Annotated in this window: 11 protein-coding genes; 2 read left to right on the top strand and 9 right to left on the bottom strand. The window is 40.0% G+C overall.

Annotation, left to right across the window (positions count from 1 at the left end):
* Positions 1 to 450: 450 nt before the first annotated feature.
* From N475_RS21165 to N475_RS21145, 5 genes are all read right to left on the bottom strand, one after another.
* Positions 451 to 2,103, bottom strand: coding sequence for an H-type lectin domain-containing protein (locus tag N475_RS21165; protein WP_063365915.1), 1,653 nt, complete (start codon positions 2,101 to 2,103; stop codon positions 451 to 453).
* 213 nt (positions 2,104 to 2,316) lie between these two features.
* Positions 2,317 to 2,850 (bottom strand): GNAT family N-acetyltransferase, encoded by a 534-nt coding sequence (locus N475_RS21160; protein ID WP_155732612.1) that lies wholly within the window; start codon positions 2,848 to 2,850, stop codon positions 2,317 to 2,319.
* Between the two features lie 149 nt (positions 2,851 to 2,999).
* Positions 3,000 to 10,217, bottom strand: a complete 7,218-nt coding sequence (locus N475_RS21155; RefSeq protein WP_063365914.1) for a leucine-rich repeat domain-containing protein — start codon at positions 10,215 to 10,217, stop codon at positions 3,000 to 3,002.
* Between the two features lie 358 nt (positions 10,218 to 10,575).
* On the bottom strand, positions 10,576 to 11,070 hold the full coding sequence (locus N475_RS21150) for a hypothetical protein (RefSeq protein WP_063357869.1): 495 nt from the start codon (positions 11,068 to 11,070) through the stop codon (positions 10,576 to 10,578).
* Positions 11,071 to 11,180: 110 nt separating this feature from the next.
* Complete coding sequence (locus N475_RS21145; protein ID WP_063365913.1) at positions 11,181 to 11,942, bottom strand: isocitrate lyase/PEP mutase family protein; 762 nt, start codon at positions 11,940 to 11,942, stop codon at positions 11,181 to 11,183.
* A 141-nt stretch (positions 11,943 to 12,083) separates the two neighbouring features.
* On the opposite strand from N475_RS21145, the gene N475_RS21140 reads away from it, so the two are divergent.
* Entirely contained in the window at positions 12,084 to 12,986 is a 903-nt protein-coding gene (locus tag N475_RS21140) for a LysR family transcriptional regulator (RefSeq protein WP_063357867.1), read from the top strand.
* An 88-nt stretch (positions 12,987 to 13,074) separates the two neighbouring features.
* Here N475_RS21140 and N475_RS21135 read toward each other — a convergent pair whose 3' ends face one another.
* The 3 genes from N475_RS21135 to N475_RS21125 form a co-directional block, all read right to left on the bottom strand.
* Positions 13,075 to 13,458: a calcium-binding protein gene (locus N475_RS21135; protein ID WP_063357866.1), complete on the bottom strand. Its 384-nt coding sequence runs from the start codon at positions 13,456 to 13,458 to the stop codon at positions 13,075 to 13,077.
* Positions 13,459 to 13,567: 109 nt separating this feature from the next.
* Positions 13,568 to 14,638, bottom strand: a complete 1,071-nt coding sequence (locus N475_RS21130; protein ID WP_063365912.1) for a hypothetical protein — start codon at positions 14,636 to 14,638, stop codon at positions 13,568 to 13,570.
* A gap of 268 nt (positions 14,639 to 14,906) precedes the next feature.
* On the bottom strand, positions 14,907 to 16,250 hold the full coding sequence (locus N475_RS21125; RefSeq protein ID WP_063357864.1) for a glycosyl hydrolase family 28-related protein: 1,344 nt from the start codon (positions 16,248 to 16,250) through the stop codon (positions 14,907 to 14,909).
* Between the two features lie 325 nt (positions 16,251 to 16,575).
* On the opposite strand from N475_RS21125, the gene N475_RS26225 reads away from it, so the two are divergent.
* On the top strand, positions 16,576 to 17,889 hold the full coding sequence (locus N475_RS26225; protein ID WP_063365911.1) for a methyl-accepting chemotaxis protein: 1,314 nt from the start codon (positions 16,576 to 16,578) through the stop codon (positions 17,887 to 17,889).
* Between the two features lie 63 nt (positions 17,890 to 17,952).
* Here the strand turns inward: N475_RS26225 and N475_RS21115 are convergent, their stop codons facing one another.
* The gene (locus N475_RS21115; protein WP_081232482.1) at positions 17,953 to 19,122 is read right to left on the bottom strand and encodes an anthrax toxin-like adenylyl cyclase domain-containing protein; all 1,170 of its coding nucleotides are present in this window, start codon (positions 19,120 to 19,122) and stop codon (positions 17,953 to 17,955) included.
* Positions 19,123 to 19,168: the final 46 nt, after the last annotated feature.

Raw genomic sequence — 19,168 nt, 5'->3', positions numbered from 1 at the left:
TTCCCAAATACTCTTGCATTTTTTACATGTTTTTATGCAACTGTCCTCATTTCAGCACAACGACCATATAATGTTAAGTCAAAAATGGCTGCTTTTAGCGCCAATTATGAATGATTGTAAACATGGTTCATGCAAAAACCGGACAAGTCACTATTATTACTAAATTTATCGTGAAAATGCGTGATTTCTTTAGCAAAATACGCAATATGAGACTTTTTACCTAGTCAATAAGTACCAAAACCTCTTGCTTTTTAATGTGTATTTGAACGTTTAAACCTTTCTATGTTTAAAACACTACAAAAACAACTAGCGGTGCTAACACTAAAAAGCGATTTAGATTTCTATGCATTATTTAGGCCACAATATAGGTAAATTCAGAGGTCAGATGACAAAAAGGGGCATATAAAAAAGGCCCTCAATTGAGGGCCGAGACAGATGTCCAAGGGTTGATCAATCTTTGCGTCTGATGCTTAAGTTATCATCACCATTACTACTTACTTGCTGGACTAAGCTCACTCCGCCTATGTCCATAACATGAACAGTTTCAAAAGTATGGTTAAGCTCTTTGTCTTTAGACGTTTCTTCAACAAGCAAATAATAGTGCTCTCCAATTTGTCCACCAGTGTGGTTAATATCGGCACTGAACAGCGCATATGAAGGACTGCCTGATTGTGTTTCAATTGTCCCTGTAGAGCCGTTGCCTGGTACAATCGCAATATAAGAAACGGTTTCGATTACGTGACCTTCATTGAGGGAATCTTGCTCATAAAACGCAGCTTTGAATCCTTGTGTGGTAATATCTTTTACACGCGTGGCAATAGTATGCCCCCCATTAAACGTTTGGACCTGAACAAAAACATAAGGAGCGCTGTCAAAGTTTTGGCTAAAGTTTGTTTGCTTAAACACTTTAGTGTCGTTCAGTTCAAAACTACCTACTTCGATAACTGTGCCATCAGCCATTGTATATCGGCCTTGCTCAAGTGCCATATAATCAAATGATTCTTTATGTGGGTGTACCTGATCTAAATAGTTCCATTCTTTGAAGGCAACTTCAAAGCCCGTTGGAGTTACATTCTTGACCCGATTCACACCACCGTGGCTGCCGTTAAAGCTCGGTGCCGAGGTAAATATAGCTGGTGCAAAAAAGTTAGCGTTACTGGTAGAGTGAAATTGCCATAGGTGATCAAGATTTTTCACGATAGAGTCTGATACCATCGTGATCTCGTTATCTAATGCACAAGGATCCGCCTGATAGCAAGCAACTGAAGCGCCTGTATTGGTTGCTAAATCGTTAATACGCAGCGGCAACGTCGATACTAAGCAAGTTCCCCCTGTTTGCATGTTCACTTTGTACAACTCAGATTGGTTTTTGTGGCCGTGATCATTGATCACCGTGCGACTCACTAATACATCACCGTTTTGTGCAACAGTAGCCCCAGTCACAGCCAATAGGTTGTGATCTGCTTGCTTGACCAACTTATAGTCGTTAGGCTCTGATCTATCAACCAAATATACAGATGTTGAAGAGACCAAGTACAAGTCACCTTGATAAAAAACTAAATCGCCTCTGTATTGTCCATCAACACCGCCAAAGTGCATAAGTTTGGTCGCTTCGCCCGTAGTTTTATTTATTTCATAAAGATCTGTATAACTATTTGCGATTAACACATCATGTTGTTCATCGTATACCATACCAATGACAGATTTAGTTCTATCTACTACATGATGTTCTTGGCTTGCAAAATCATAGTAGGCTAAACGCGTGTATTTAAATCGCTCGCCCTGTACGGGTATTTGTGCCAGTACTTCAGGTGCCGCGTTGAGAGCACTGAGGTCGACTTTATATTCAAATGGTATAGGAGAAGACGCATAGTACATGCGATTGAGGCTTGAATCGTATGCCATTGCTGCAGAACTAAACTCAGCCATAGAAACGGCTTTGGCAGACTTTTCTTGCTCTTGCAGACTAAACAAGACACCGGGAGCACCTCGACCAGAGTTGATGGAATACAACTCACCAGAACAATTGTTCGCAACAGCAAGAGATGAATAAGCAGTAGAAGCAATTAACAGCGGAAAAACCGCACGTGACATATTTAGCATGTTAGAACCTTTTACATCAATTCTAAATCGTTAAAATGACACAAAGAAATGACATACATTAGCTCTATATGCCTTATTTCCTTTAAGGGAAGCGCATCCTTTATAACTTTGTAACCTGAGTGCTGACTATGCTCAATCTAAATATTTTATTCAATCAATTCAGGTTACAAATAACATGAACGGCATGTTCAAAAGTATAAACGGTTAAAACCTCTATAACTGCTTGGCCATTGGCACAAAAGTAATGGTCATGTCATCGCTCAAACTATATTCCACGGTTTCTTGTCCACTAAACCCATGCTGCTCATAGAGCTTAACACCTGGTAATGTCGCCATGAGCTCTAATTTGCGATAACCCTTGTGTATGGCTTCTGCTTCGCATTTTTCCATTAGAAGTGTCCCCAACCCCTTACGAGCATAATTTGGTTTAACAAAAAAGGCCCTTACTTTTGCCGCTTGAGTATTTGGATCCAACTTAGTTGCATTACGACTTTGCTCTGAATCACTCCCAAAGAGTGTTGAGCGGTAGCTCCAACCTCCACAGGCAACTATTTCGCCTTTTACTTCAATGCAAAAGTAAGTTCTGTCTTCTATTAACTGAGAATCGACCCCTAGTGCACCTTGTAACGCAAGTTCAATTTGTTTAGATGAATAGAATTGAGTAGAAAGCCCTCGCGCAGACGCTTCAATAATTTCCCTCAAAGCTGGAATATCTTCGTCTTTGGCTGTCCTTAAAATGTAATCCATCTTTCCTCCTTGTATTGTCGGATAAAAATCACACTGTTTTCAAAAGTAACGCATAACGATAGAGATAGACAAGGCTCAACTGCGGATATAAAAAACCCCTGCTCCGGATTTAACTGGCGCAAGGGTTTTAAATTTGCTTATTGGCTAAACTACGGGTTTATTCGCCGACATGTATTAAGTTCATCCCCTTCGCATATCAGGGCAAACACTTTACCAGCATAGCTTTTCAACTGCTCCAATGCGGCGTCAGTGACCGTAGAGTCTCTAAGAAATAGCCTAACGTTTCGCACAGACTCACCTCCAGATATCTCTTCTAAAGTATTGCCTCTAAACTCGATTGACAAATTCCCATGACTCGGTTTCAAGTTTAATGATTTTATAAGCGTGTTACTTGCTTTTAAGGATGTAAGCGTACCTACCAGTTCAATGCTCGTTAACGCTGTTCCATCGACGGATAGGTTTTGCAGCCCATCATATGTAGACAGATCCAATTCTTTTAACATCGTATTGTCGAGTGCTAACGTAGTCATTAGGTGCGATTGAGGCTTAGTAATTTCGACTAATGGATTTCCAGATAGATTGAGGCTACGGAGTTTGTCAAAATTGCCAATATCAAACTGCTCCACTTGGTTGTTTGATAAGACCAAAGTCCTAATGTTGCTGTTATCGTTGTCAACCTGCAAAGACTTAAGGCGGTTACCGGACGCAACAACCACATTTACTTGTGTGCTATCTGGTATATAAAGCTGGTCCAAATTATTGTTTTTTAGTTGCAACACTCTTAGTTTAGGGTTGTTACCTAAATTGACACTCTCAAGTGTGCTGTCATTGGCGTAAACAATAATAAGTTCAGCCATATTTGTAAGATCTAGATTGGCCAATTTCGTATTAGACAATCTCAGCGTTCTTACGCTGCTTTTATCAATAGATAGATTCTCCAGTGGCATATTCATGGCAAGCAAATGTACAAGATGGCTTAACGAAGAAAGGTCTAGATTTCTAATTTTGCTACCCGAAACATCCAAAAATTCCAGCAACGAAAACACACCAAAATTCAGTGACTCAATTGCTGTATTTTTTAATCCTAAACGTCTAATGCGATTTTCATCTGATATACCTACGATGGATTCTAACGGTGCATTAGTCGCGATAAGTGTTTCAAGACTAGTACTCAAACCCAGGTCAATGGATTTTACAGTACTATAACCAATGTTCACCTCCACTAGGCTAGAGAGACCTGTTAGATCCAAATGTTCTGGACCACCTACTGCAAGGTTAAGTGATTTTAATTTACCACCTTTGGGCAAATTAATTTCAGTCAACTCTTTTAAGCTCAGTGTCAATGATTCTAGTTGAGTCAAATTAGACAAATCCAAATGCTGTATTGCAGCACCAGAAAGGTCTAGTTTGGTAAGCTGAGTCATGTCGTTTAATTGTTCTAGTGCTAGGTCGGTTATGCTATCAATACCGGACAATGACAACCGCTCAAGCCTTTGCAATTTGCTTAATTCAGAAAGGTCCGTCAGAGCGCCGATTTCCCCTTTTTGACAAACTAAACTAGAAGCATACTCCATGTAATAGCTCGATTGATGATTATCAACGCATGCTTTTAGGAACGGTTCTGAGATATCAAGCCGCTCTGATAACAGTGCTGGCGTTTTTACAAAATGTACTTTTAGTTTGCATGACTCAGTCATATGTTCATTGCCAAAACGCAGGTGCGTACTCCCCATTGTATTCAAATGAGATACGCCACACCCACCAATACTATCAAGCGACAAGTCACTGCTATGACTGATGTTAACGCTCAGTGGTTGGCCAAACAGTTGATAAGACCTAGGTAAATTGTGCTCAACACGACCACCACCCGTTGTCTCAACTTGCACAGTGTAGACAGGAATTTCATACTGCATTACACGCAGCTTACCGCTATCACAAGTGCTGCCTGATTGATACTCACAAAATGAGATTGCACTGCTGTCACTGCTCACAATCTCTAGTACGTAAGGCGCCCCACCCTCGTGGTATGTCAGCTTCCCATTCTCTATTTTTGCATCGAAATGTGGATATGAGCCAGCATCTATTTTCAAACCTTGATTGTCTGAATGATATAGACGCCATTGTTTTAGTCCTTCAGGAGTTTTCTCGTACAAGCGCAAGTAATCAGTCCCAAAGCCTCTCCAATGTTTGTAGTTTGGATCCCAAATTACGTGTGGCTCAACTTGCGACATGCTGGTGCGACTATCTAATGAAATTACCCGTAAGCCTTCAACAAATAACCCTGAGCTTTGTGGCGTATTGATATTAAACTTTTGCTGTCTCTCTAGAACATATAATTTATCTTGCTGTTTTGATAACACCAAAAATTCACGCCTAAATCCCACTGAACAATATTCAAAACCGGCTTTACAAGCAGGGTCATATAAGTCGTTTTCTTGGTTAATGAACGCAGTAACTAACAGGGTGTTTTCTGACCAGCTTGTTTGAGCAGCACCATTTAAATTACCTTTTCTAAATACTCCACCCGCATGTATCTCAAATCCTTCTGCACCAAAATCAGATTGATAACGCCATTTGCCAACTAGCTCATTGAGGTCGTACGCACTGTCTTCCATTTGCACAAGCGCCCCAGCGCTCACTCTGGGCCAAACAAATCTTAACTCTGATGTTTTCGATTCAATTACATCATCTACAACCAAGTTGAAGCCATCACCTCTACGCTGAATCATTTTTAGATCAAAAGAAAAGTTATACTGCTCATTGTAAATCTGCACGTGTCCTGATTGATTTATTCTCCAAGATATCGGCACTTCAGTAGTTGAGAGGAAATTAGCCAATGATGGGTTCAAGGAAATAACCGCCATCACACCTTGGTTGTCTGGTGAGAGTTTCAATTTAAAGTTTTGTCCATAAAACCTTCCTAGACTACTATCGAGCGCATTATGGGTAAGAAGCCAAGAACCGACGAGTTCTTCCGTGCTAACCGTCAAAGTTGACAAGTCATTTTTTCTAACCAATTCGATTGGCGCGAGGTCATATTCCTCCCTAGTGAACTTATTGACTGCTCGCCAAACGATTTTAGTTACGTGTTCTTCGGTATGTAAGTCAAACCCGACAGCGCTAATATGGCTGGTGCCGTTTGCAGATACTTGCACTGCTCCTTCAACAAACCTTGCTCTGAATAAGTCCTCAGATATCTGAGTCATTTTGGTACCAAAGGACGCGTCATGAGAGTAAAATTCGCCAAAGCTTTTATTCTCAAACCTAAGACGCCAGCTATGCGGGATATCTGTTTTAGGGTTTACATACACTACATCGCCCACATAAGGAGGCGATTTAACAAACACAGCGTTAATTTTGCAGTCACGCTTAGGCTCAAACACAGAAAACACTGGTTTCGAAAACGCATCTGTTTGTAGCACACCATTACAACCTTCTATGCGGTCGAGCTCATGGCCAACTGCAGGTTCTACTTCTAAGCTGAAACTTGCACCATAGGCGTAATTTGTGCTCGAAGATTTAACCTCACCTTGACCTTGTATGGTTATACTAATATCTAGATTTGGACGCGCTTTAGTAAAGTATCGTGTATTCTCATTCGAACAAACTTGACCTTCTCTGAAGTGACAAATATCAATACCTGACTCATCCGAATCTATAAACTGTAGATAAGAGCGTTCATTGGTATCAATATGCACAAGTAGAATGCGATCTTCCAATGCAGAAATTAAATAGTCCTGACCGTCGATCTTCACAGCTTCTTGGCACACTCGTTGAGGCTGCTCCCCAGTACACCGTGTAAATCTGGCTAAATGTATGACACCAGCATCTGATTGCGCGTAAAAATCAGCGTGGCTATCAAAAGCGTATTGGTACCTGTCTCTCTCACTAAAAGACTGATAAACATTTGACTGTTCAAGCACATCATCACTGAGCTCAAAAAGCATAATTTCGGTATTTAACATCGTATCGTCAACTGTAAAGCTATCGATTACGCCATATTCAACAGCGATTTTATCGCCATGAATGGCCAACAGCTTCAGTTGCTGGATAAGCGCCACCTCACAATTTGGCAGAGAAACATTACAATAGTCGACTTCTTTTTTATCTAAAGTGTAAGTATAACGAACTAACTTACCGTCAATGTTTTGGGCAAGCTCTGCATGCTTCCAGAGATAATTAAAATTGTTATTCTCATCAACTTTGAATGATGCTGCAGCTCTTTTTGTTTCAATTGGCGTCCAAGTTTTCTGATAGTCAATATCGTTAAAGCTTATCCCCTGATGCTTTACCATTAAAGCAGGAACAATACTCGACTCATTCTGATATGAATGTTCGAGAAATAGCAGTTTCCCAAAAGGTAAATTTCTGACAAGTTTGACTTTGAAATCACCTGAGTCTGGAGAAAATACCATCTCATGATTTTCAATCCCCCAAGGAATCGTCATAGGGTTTAAGTTTGATGTAATACTGGCCACACCATTGTCAAAGAATTCGATTGCATGGCTGTGCTCTATGGCAAACTTGCTTTGATAGCTAAAAGACCAGAGGCCCAAGTAGTCTGCTAAGTGTTGTGTAGGCTTAGAACTTTCTGAAATTAGACTTGAGTCAAATGTCTTGATTAACCTTTGTCCTGTTAAGCTGAACATGCGAACTTCCGCAGACTTACGCCCATTACTATTTTCAAATGCATCAATTGTAATTCTAGATATGTTCGAGGTTGGCTCATCGAACTTCCCTTTGCCATAGAGCGGCAAAGCATGAGCTAACCATATTTCGGTAGTCGTCCCGTTGTGACGCCAATTAAATGGAATAGAATGCGTGGATTTCAGTACTCCGGTTCTATCCTCTGAAAAAGATAGCGCAGCTGCAAAGCCATTCAGCAAAGTTCGTTCGCTAACATAGTAAGTACCCAGTAGCGGCTCAGTTGCCTTGTTCATCAGATCTTTGTCTGCTTTAATTTCTGCTCGTAATTTCGCAACCAATTCAGGATCTGACTTTTTAAGTGCTTTTAGCATTTTGCGTGCTTCACGCAGGTTTTCAACAAGCTCCAAAGTCGAGTTTACGCCATCAGGTAAAGCCTGATTGTGGTCAATAACCGCCTTCAATAATGCCGCTATTTCCAACTTTTCGTCCGCGTCAACGTGCGCTCGTGCTTCTTTCAATTGCGCTTCATTAGAATAATTGAGACCACTTTCTTTTAAGAGTGCAAAATCAGCAGTTGTTACATTCGTGATATTAATACCAAAGTACTCATTCGCATCAACCTCACCCTCTTCACCTGCTACTTCTACAATGCTTGAAAGCTCCCCAAGCTGTGAAACAAGTGCGACGTTAGTTTGTGCTCCCACTCCCTGAGCTGATAATCTGACTAAATTGTCTTTTTCAGATTCATCAACATTAACGTTGATCACATAAGCTCCCGACTCATCAGCAACTGCATTATAGACATGAGAACCAATATGTAATTGCACCCGTGCATGAGCAATTGGTGCATCTGTCACTTTACCTTTAATTGTTGCAGTCGCTCTTAAATGCGCGATGGTTGCTGTAAATGACTCAGAAGTCTTTCCACCTTGGTGGTCTGTAACCGTCACAGAAAATGTAATCTCTTGATCTTCTCTAATATCGGGTACTTCAACCTGCAATAATGCACCATTCTCTCCAGACAATTTAAGATCTAGCCCAGAGTTATGCTGCCATAGATAAGTTTCTATTTGGCCATCAGAGTCCACAGCATGGGCATTTAAAGTGAACGATGAACGCTCTTCCAACAACGCGTTACTAGCAACAATATTGACCTCTGGGGGCACATTCGGTAAGGCTAAAATCGTTATATTGTGTTGTTCAGTAACACTAGCGCCTTGGTTATCCGTCACCGTCACAAAGAACTTAATTTCAGTATCTTCGTCAATACTCACTCCTGAAACTTGTAGCTCAGTTTGCGAAGTGTCACTTACACTAATAGGTACAGGCGATTCATATGTCCATTGGTAACTTACAATTTGGCCATCTTCATCTGAAGCTGTTGCTGACAGAGTAAATAGCGTTTGTTCTGTTATACTCGCAGGCCCTTCAACGTTCACAGTCGGTGTTACATTCTCTTTTGCAGTAATAATTACCGAGTGATGAGCTGTTGAGGTTGCTCCTTCATTGTCCATAACCTCCAAAGTAAAAATAACGTCTAAGTCTTCTTGAATATCAGTAGTTTGGATGGTCAGATTCTTCGATTGCAAATCTAAAACAGGCGCATTTAGCCTGTCATCGATAGCCCATTGATAGCTCGCGATAAACCCATCGCTATCTGTAGCTTGACCCTCTAGCTTGATTTCCAGACCTTCCTCCACCGTTTTCGGGCCTTGAATCAACACCGATGGAATATCATTTGGCCTCGGTATGATTGACAATGAATGCGTATTACTCGCGCTTACACCAAATTCATCCGTAGCTGTTACGGTAAAAGTCACCTTGGATTGTATTTCTATTTCTGGAATAGATACGATTAACGTACCACCTTCATTGGCCTGCATGTTAAGTGCCAAGTTTGAGTCATGTGCCCAAGCAAAATCAACCTTTTGTCCCTCTGGATCAATAGCCGTTGCAACTAGTTTCAGCTCACTCTGATCCGCCGAAAAAGAAGGCCCTTCAATACTTACACTTGGTGGCAAGTTTATAGTTGGTTCAATGTGAACCGTATGTGATTGCTTAAATTGATTATCATAATCATCAGTTACAATTAGCGTAAAAGTTATTTTTTGTGCTTCACCAATATCTATACCCTCCACATTGATAGACGGTGTGCTTGCACCCGTGACCGTTAGCTCTAGCGATGAGTCATGCGTCCATTGATAACTACGAATATTTACCGCGGGCTCCTCAATTTTACCCACTAGGGTGAAGGCCTCAGACTCCTCGAGCTTAGTTTCACCTTGTATTGTGATTGTAGGAATTGGTAAAAACGTTACTAGATGCTCCGCTGATGCGGTAGCACCATTATCATCGGTAACCGTCAGAGTGAAGGTCACGTTGTGAGGTACACTGATATCTGCACCAAAAGCTTTTAATTCCGAGTTGTTATAATCCGTTATATCAATCTCTAGATCACTGTTGTGTTTCCACTGATACTTCGAAATGTCTCCATCATCTTGTGCATTACCAACTAGTTTAAACTGAGTTTGTTCGAGTATTTGAGTATCCCCAGTTACCACCACTGTCGGTATATTATTGGCTTTTTTCTCACTTCCTTTACTAGCATCGTTTGAGTCTCCAGAGCCTCCTCCACAGGCTGTTAACGCGAGACAGCCGAACAACAATGCACTTATTCGTTTAGTTTTAATCTGGCTAAACGACTCCTCTAAAAAAAACACAAGTATTAATCCCTATATTAGTTCTCTTGTCCCGATTATTTTATTCAAAAAACAACATAACAAACAACTTTTAATCACAAATAAATTAAAACTGGGGGATTTTAGTTACAAAAATAAGAAATTTAATAGTGAATCTTGAAAGGAGCGATGTAAATCTGTAACGAACTTCAGCTTTTTTACAGTCACATTTATAATGTTCGATAAATAGCCAATCAAACTCAAAGCTCATACTTAGAACTAAGAAATAATTACAAAAAAGGCAGGCAGTGACTAATTTTAGGAAGACTTTATTCAGAATTATTAGCGAGTAGAATCGAAGTTTTAAGAGCAATCGATACTACTCAATTTATTATCGTTTTTACAGGCAACGACCAGATATTCCGCCCTCTAAAGGAATGCCCTTGTTTGGATTTTCTACTTGGTAATATAGAGAAATGATTTGCCAACGACCATCAGATTTGATCAGCTGAATGCTGTTTACACCTGTGAACGCAGGTTGCTTGTGTATCATATCGAAGCGTGTTTCAACTACGCTATACACATGGGCAAAATGATCATACACCTTGGCATTTCGTACAATTTCGCATTCATAAAACCCCCTTTTGGAGGCTTTGTCCAGTAACTCTATAAACTCGCCGCCTGACTTGGCCATTAAGCTGTGTTTTTCATTTTTGAAGTGAATACCAAATACCTTTGCCTCGGGATGTAACAGCTGTTTTAGCTTATTGATATTTGGTTTACTGTTTTTATCATGTGACAACGCCTGCCAAAGATCTGCAACGGTTTGTTGAGGTGAAGAAGCAACACTATTAAATGAAATGGCCACCATAAATATACAAGGTAATAAGCGCATATGTGACTCCTTTTTTATTTCTTATTATCTTAGCCATTTAAGGCTCCATCATATATATCATTCAAACAAGCTTATTAATAGCATCGCTTTACTTTAAATTGAACTACATGTTACGCGAATAAACTGTCGCAGCTGCCCTGCTCTCTAATTTCTTTTAAAGTGCTTTCTAATTGCTGATTAACCAATATATGCGCGAAATTCCCCATACTGATACGTTTAACACCCAACAGTGAAAGGGAATTTGTATCGGGTAAATCAGGCATAGCCATCACATTAATAGGAAGAGTTGTTGATTTCACTAACTCAGCAATATCAGCCTTGGCTGTCACACAAGGGAAGAATAAACCTCCAGCCCCTGCTTTCTCATAAAGCTTGGCTCGCTCCACGGCTTCTTCTCTTGCATTCGTAAGATTAAGTAAAAATGCATCGCAGCGCACATTTATAAATACAGAAGTACTTCTTCGTTTTAGCTCATCTGTAATTTCTTTCAATACTTCAGAAAATGCACATTTATCAGCTAGACGTCTTGTTTTTTCCACCTTGCTATCTTCAATGTTAACACCCACTACTCCGAGCTCGGCTAGCTGCTGAATGTGCCTAACAATCTTTTTTGAGTCATTGCTATAACCTGACTCGATATCAACACTCAATGGTAATGGGCAGGACTCGACAATTCTTTTAACCATGAATAAAAGTTCTTCGAAAGGCATTTTTTCACCATCTTCATACCCTAGCACACTCGCAATTGCGGCGCTTGAGGTACCTATTGCCTGGTACCCTGCCAATTTTGCAAGCTTCGCGCTTTCTGCGTCCCAAACATTTGCAAGTAATAGTGGCTGTGTTTGCTGATGAAATGTTTCAAAGTTACTCATTATTTTTCCTTTATCGTTGGAATTTTAGTTTCAATGGAACTATTTTCTTCATAACTGTTTACAAACACCAACGATGAAAATCGACTTTTAATATAAGTTTTGCTTATAATTGGTGAATCAAAGGATAGAAACTCAATTACTGTGTTTAAAAATATTAATTTGCTTGTGACCTTCGAGTGCGCGGCAAGATACAACAGTTACAGCCTCGCAGCCCAAGAGTTATGTATTTCACAAGCAGCCGTTAGCCAGCAAATGCGCCAGTTAGAAAGCTTACTCAATACACGTTTGTTTGTACGAAAAGGCAAACAAATGCTGCTAAGCCAGCAAGGTGAGGTACTTTATCAACACGCGCAACATGGTCTTTCCATTTTAAATCAAGGCCTCAATCAGCTACAGCGAGAAGAGATAGACGGTGAACTTACAATTACGTCTACCCAAGCATTTATCGCATTGTGGCTTATGCCAAGGCTTCAATCGTTTACAGAGCAATATCCCAACATTCAAATCAACGTGTCATCATCAGCTGAGTTTGTCGACTTAAAGCAGAACCACCTAGACTTAGCAATTAGATTTGGCGCCAATGTGGAGCAAAATACGCCCAGCAATTTAGCTTGTGAAATGTTCGGTGAGTCACATGTTTACCCAATTTGTTCTAGCCAACTTGCAGCTGAGCTGTCCTCGCAAGACCCACATACCTTGCTGTCACAGCGACTGGTTACACTTGAAAATCCGGGCCCATATGACTGGCAAAGCTGGTTCGAGAACGTTGGAGTTTGCGGGATTGAAGAATATAACTTGTGGACCAAAGTGAACTCTACAGACATCGCTTTAAGCGCAGTTTGCAGCGGTCATGGTATCACGCTAGCTGTACCTTACTTATGTCAACGTCAACTTGATAATGGTGAGCTATCGATTCTGTATAATATGCCACATCCAAATACGGTAAAAAGATACTTTGTATACGACCCTAATAGTCCAAGGCTAGCGAGATTGAGAGTGTTTACTGATTGGCTAGCAACAGAAATGAGCTCAGTGCAGCTATAATATAAAAACTAGAGGAGAGCAAAACTCACACATTGCCAATCTTTGGTGTATTGTGTGGGCCCTGTCTCTCCGTTGGTTCTCGCTTAAATTAGCGCTTAATTGTTTCGCAAGAGCTGTAGTACGGCGTGCCAGTTAAGTTGTAACATACGTCAGAACCAGAACCTGCATAATATTTATCACTGCCAGTAAAACCTTCTAGGTAGTCATTGCCATTACCACCGTATAGTTTGTCAGAACCTGTAGAACCATATAGTTTGTCATTTCCATTACCACCATACAAAATGTCTGATCCTGAGCTTCCATACAACTTGTCATTACCGTCATAACCATAAATAATATCTTTGCCAGATGCGCCGTATAAAATATCGTCTCCAGCTGTACCATATGTAGTTCTCGCTGCATGTGCAGCGTTGGCAAATGACATTGCGATAACTAATGTGCTAGCAAAAACAGACAGTTTTAATGTTTTCATTTTTTTTCCTTAGTTGAATGATTTATTGGTTACTGCTTTTTTGTTTATTTGAAGATCACTTTTCAAATTCGTTTGCTAAGATGCAGGGGCCTTAACTGGCCATACCCACCTAGTTAGGCTTGGCTGCAATTTGACTTTTCAACACCTTTAGATTCGCCAACTCGTCACTTGATAAAGTATACGAGCTCAGTGACTTCAACGCATATGTTCTAAGCGCTGGAGGTTCGCCAGAATTGTTTGCAACTAGCCAAAGCACTTGGCGATTGTTTTTAGATTTCATTTTGCTATCTGCGATTGACATAATTGCTCGAGCTCGTGTGTTTATGTCAGGATCGTTTAAAGCGATTTCGCGCACAGGTACTAGATCACTATCTTTCGTAGCCCACTGAGCCATTTGATAGACGCTATGGCGACGTACATCCCCATCTTCTGTTAACATTGTTCTACTGAGTGTTGCGTGCACGCGTGTATAGTCTTCTTCGGAGCTAGGGGCTGGCTTCAATGCCATCAAAGAGAATTGCTGCATATCGGATGTCAGCTCACTCCGTGAGTCAATATGCTCTAATATCCGGTCTCGAGTACGACCATCGATTTGTTTCATATTTGAAACCATGATTAAACCCGCTGCTCTTTCTTCATCCAATAATGAGAAATCGAAGGCAAGATCCAGCGCGGCTTGTTGCACTTTAGGTTGCGCTGATTGTGATAATACTGAGCTTAGCTCACGGCCCAGTAAACTATTTGGCGCGTTCAAGAATTCTACTAGCAAATCGTCAACGAGGTCTGGCTCTTGTTCCATTGCTAACAATAGCTGTGTACGTAAACTTTCATTCGCCTTATTTGGGCCCATAATCGGGTGGCGCAATGGTTCGTTGCTCGATCTGAGCTTACTCTTCAGCTCTACAAGAACTTCCTCAAAGATATCATTTGCCGTTACAGGTTTATTTGGTAACTCATTTTTGGCGGTACTTTGGATAATCCTTTTTTGATCATCCACCCCATTGTTTAATTCAAACGTCTGATCTGTGACTGTTTTTGGCAACTCAATATCATTTGGTATTTTATTATTTATGTCAGTCAGGTCTTCGCCTGAAAAGAAGGAATTAAAACCAATATAGCAAGTAGTAAAAATTGTAGCTGCAATTAAGCTGCGAACCAACAAACGTTGTTTTAATGCCATTGCTAATCTCCTTTTATTATTGTTCGATAAAAGGAAACCTACCTGTATTAAGTAACAATTGGATGTCAGAAAAATTAAGAATTAACTACTAGAATTTAAAGCCTATTCGCTCCGAGAGTTACCAAATGAATTAAAATACCGCTAAATATATCTACAAACATTCTTTAGCTAACTATTGATTTTAGGTAGGAATAAATAACATAGAAGTTGTTGATTGAGAGATATCAAAAAAGGTGAGCCTAGCTCACCTTTTAGTATTTATGTGTAATTAATGTAGCTTTTCAACTGTGACTTTTCCACCAGCGAGACCACCACCGCCATTATAGGCTAGTTGCGCAAATATTTTGCCCGATTCAACCTTAAACTTTACGCGGCCATTACCTGATTTATGTGAAATTTTTCCATATCGGCTAACGCCATTCCAATTGAAAATTGTATACTCTTCTAGCACAGGCTCATAGCCATCTCTGAGGCCTGAAATAGTGACTCTATAGGTACTATTGCCTGCAATCGATACACTGTCAGGTAATGCAACCCAGCTACTATTTGCTGGTAACGCAATGGCTGCGGTTTGTTTACTTTGGCCATTCGAATATGTTGAATTAGCATCTAAGCTTGCTGTACCACCAATTGCAACTACATGCCCGTTCAGGTACGTGTTTTTGAGAATGGCACTATGTGTCCACCAGTCTTGCCCTGTCATACCTTTAATTGTAATCACACCACCATTTTCAGCATCAATCACTGCTGTTGCTCGGCTCGAGCTTTTTCCACCTTGTGCAAAAACACCATTAATGTCTAGAGAGCGAGAGTTTTTCACTTTAAAGACTGTTTGAACACCCTCAGCATAGAAGTTACTAATTTGGTTATTCCAAGTATAATGCTCTGCTGGGCCATATATCTCGACACCCACCCTAGAATTTTGGACCGTTGAGTTTGTAATATTACTGCCCATGGCAGCTAGCTTTAAACCTGTATCTGATTTTTCAACATAGACATTATCAAAAACGTTCACATTATTAAACCAACCACCAGGCTCTAAATTCCAATAGGCAGGTGCTTGACCGTTGCCATGTAGTTCAATACCCACATTGACATTGGCAATAAATAGATCTTCAAAACGGCTCCAGATAATCCACTTTCCATAAATCCCTTTATCAAAACCACTAATATTCAATTTAGAGAAATTTGATTGATAACTGGCAAAAGGAATATCTATTGCTTTACCTTGTGTATAACCTGCACTTTGACGTAGGCTTAAATCATGCAACTCTACTCCATGTGCAACTTTGATCAAACTAATATCAGAAGATGTCTCAAGTGTTGAAAGTTCTCTCTTTTCGCCAAATATTTTTATTCTCGAGTTATGGTTGCCTTTAAGCTGTGTGATATCCAGTGTTTTCGAGACATTGAAAGTACCGGCTGGTATATACACACTCTTATTGTTGCTAACTGCATAATTGATCGCAGCTTGGATTTGCGCGGAATCATCAATATTATCATTTGCAACAGCGCCAAACCTACTATCAGTGATCGACACAATATTTGCATCAAATGCGTACGCCAAAGGTGAACATAAAGCTACGACCAGAGCAAGACTACTATTTTTCATAATTATCCTTTTCTTACTAAATTAAAATGCGTTATAAATAAAAACAAACTATATTTATATTATTAATTATAAATAATTCACAACCAAACACACAAGCATTTATAAAACACACACAGAACAAATAACAAAAAAACAATTAGTTGTGTGAAATATATTAATATAATTTTTTAATATAAAATAAAATTGCAAATTTTAAGTGCCTATAGGTATTGGATGCGCTTATATCAGAACTTAGGATGATATTTGGCTACAGAGATTGACATGTGTATTTCCACTGCAATAATGCCGCTTTTGTCAACAATTAGCGCATGGGACTATTTCATTGATGTTTACCTTTGGAAAAGAAAAAAAGGCTTTACAGCTTTTGCTTGATACAGAGCGAGATAAAAAGCAATTGCTAGAACAAACTTTCAATTCTGTGAGTCGTTCAACCGCAATTATTGAGTTCACTCCCGATGGTAACATTATGACCGCAAACCAAAATTTTTTGGATGCAATGGAGTACTCTCTGGAAGAACTTGTTGGCAAACATCACCGTATTTTTTGTAATCGGGAATATGTAAACTCTGCCAACTACACAACACTATGGCGAACTTTAAATACAGGTAAGTTCTTTTCGGGAACGATTGAGCGTTTTACGAAATCAGGTAAGCAGCTTTGGCTTGAAGCCAGCTACAATCCAGTTTTAGATGATAATGGTAAACTGCTAAAAATCGTGAAATTTGCCTCTGATGTTACCGAGCGAGAGCTGAAGTCCGTTTCGCAGCAAAATGTAATTGATGCTCTATACCGTTCAATGGCCGTTATCGAATTTGACGTATCCGGTAATGTACTTACGGCAAATGACAATTTCCTAGCAGCAACGGGATATCAACTGACAGAAATTGTCGGCCTACATCACCGTACTTTTTGCCCTGATCATGTTGTCAATTCTCCTGATTACAAAGCGCTGTGGAACCAATTGGCAAGTGGGCAATACTTTAGCGGTCAGGTAGAGCGCAAAAGCAAGCATGGCCACGAGTTATGGCTAGAAGCCAGTTATAACCCTGTCATTGATAAAAATGGTAAAGTTATCAAAGTCACAAAATTTGCATCTGATATAACTGATCGAATAGTCTCTACAAGACAAACTCAAGAAAATGTGGGCCATGCATCTGAGCTCGCAGATAAAGCGGCTCACAGCGGCGCACACTCTGTAAGTTCAGTCATACAGTTGATGGAACGACTCAGCAGCGATATGAATGTCGCCGTAAGTAATATTGAGGCACTTAATAGACAATCAGATCAAATCAACAATATCGTATCGACAATCAGTGCAATTGCAGAACAAACAAATCTTTTAGCATTAAATGCAGCAATAGAAGCTGCTCGTGCGGGCGAACAAGGTCGAGGGTTTGCCGTTGTTGCGGATGAGGTACGTCAACTTGCTGCTAGAACGAGTTCTTCCACAACAGAAATAGCAGATGTTGTGAAAGAGAACGTAGCCTTATCTGGTGAAGCTACGGCATCTATGGATAAGAGCGCTAAACAAGTAGAAGCAGGTGTGCAATTAATTGAAGAGCTTAACAACACCATCAAAGATATCAATCAGCAAGTTGAAAGCATTGTTGACGCAGTCTCGCAACTAAACACACAATAATTACTGCTCAATTTGCAACTATGCGCCGGCTATAAGCATCGGCGCATCTGAAATGACTCGTCACTAAAACCTACAGAGAGGACTTTCTTGTTGCTTCATCGACTTCTTGATGTACATATCGTAGAAGATTTCGTATTTCGTTTTGCCCAAAGTTGCGCCTGAGTCTTTAACAAAGTCCGCTTTCCTGATCTCTTCATTTTCCATGTCAAAAGCAGTTTTCACAAACTTATTTAACTTGACTTCATCGTCATATAAGCGACTTTTTTGGGCAATGATCGTCCACTTAACACTCTCTTGACCTAATCTCTGCTTCCATGTTTTATTCGGATAAGTTATGAAACCAATTAAAGGTATTCTTGATAATAGATAGAGTACTTCTTTTCTGGGCATAAGTTTAGCTTTACCATTTGGTGAAAACACGACCAATTGTTCATCATTTTCCGGAAATGGATTGTTCATTTCAGTACCATGCTTTACAACATCTTGGCCATTTATTACCACTTTTTTGCATGCATCATTTATCTTCTTAATTAATCCCATTTGAAAAGTGGTTAAAATACCTTTTTCATTTTCATCATGTTGATCTGTTACTTCCTTAGCATTTTTGAAGCGGAATTCTTTTGTAGTGTCGAGATAACTTGGCGCCACACAAAACATATCATAGTCAGCTGTTACGGGTATCACTTCATCTTTACTTCCAACCAGCTTGTATCCCATCACCTCAACGTTTTCGAAAGCCCCTCTATTCATGGTATCTCTGATCAATAAACAGTTCTGCTTATCAAATTTAAATTCATATCGTGAACTGGTATTTAGTAGGTCTATGCCATGAGACTTATTTAAAAATACTTTGCCGATATGGGGTTGCAGCAGCGAGTGGCGATTTTGTGCATCATGCTTCTTAACTTTTTCGGGGTCACTTCTAATTTTGCTATATATGCCTTTAACTGGAATGAAACCTGATATTGGACCTAAATCAGAGCTTTTTCCGTGAATATCAAGCCCCTTGGTACCAACACCTTCTTTAATTAAATTCGCAGAGACCAAGTTGACTGGTCTGAACATTAAAAAGCACCTTTCCTGAGTAGCAACTCCCTTAATTTGCTCTATATGCAGGTCTAAAATACCACAATTGGACTGTGTAGCATCAACACCAAAACTCTCCATTTCTTCCTCCATAGCCAAGTGGATTTTGTGTCTGGTTATAAACTGAAAAATATGTTTCAGTGACATCAAAATACTCGATTATGGGCTGCCCGACTTGGCTCAAAATACGCAA

This window comes from Pseudoalteromonas luteoviolacea DSM 6061 (assembly GCF_001625655.1).
GTDB lineage: Bacteria > Pseudomonadota > Gammaproteobacteria > Enterobacterales > Alteromonadaceae > Pseudoalteromonas > Pseudoalteromonas luteoviolacea.
The sequence above is the reverse complement of the archived record's forward strand: the minus strand, read 5'-3'. Positions and strand labels throughout refer to the sequence as shown.

Excerpts from the sequence above, each read along its gene's own strand:
- N475_RS21160 (WP_155732612.1), bottom strand. The coding sequence starts at position 2,850 with ATGGATTACATTTTAAGGACAGCCAAAGACGAAGATATTCCAGCTTTG.
- N475_RS21150 (WP_063357869.1), bottom strand. The coding sequence starts at position 11,070 with ATGCGCTTATTACCTTGTATATTTATGGTGGCCATTTCATTTAATAGT.
- N475_RS21125 (WP_063357864.1), bottom strand. The coding sequence starts at position 16,250 with ATGAAAAATAGTAGTCTTGCTCTGGTCGTAGCTTTATGTTCACCTTTG.
- N475_RS26225 (WP_063365911.1), top strand. The coding sequence starts at position 16,576 with ATGTTTACCTTTGGAAAAGAAAAAAAGGCTTTACAGCTTTTGCTTGAT.
- N475_RS21130 (WP_063365912.1), bottom strand. The coding sequence starts at position 14,638 with ATGGCATTAAAACAACGTTTGTTGGTTCGCAGCTTAATTGCAGCTACA.
- N475_RS21145 (WP_063365913.1), bottom strand. The coding sequence starts at position 11,942 with ATGAGTAACTTTGAAACATTTCATCAGCAAACACAGCCACTATTACTT.
- N475_RS21115 (WP_081232482.1), bottom strand. The coding sequence starts at position 19,122 with ATGTCACTGAAACATATTTTTCAGTTTATAACCAGACACAAAATCCAC.
- N475_RS21165 (WP_063365915.1), bottom strand. The coding sequence starts at position 2,103 with ATGCTAAATATGTCACGTGCGGTTTTTCCGCTGTTAATTGCTTCTACT.
- N475_RS21135 (WP_063357866.1), bottom strand. The coding sequence starts at position 13,458 with ATGAAAACATTAAAACTGTCTGTTTTTGCTAGCACATTAGTTATCGCA.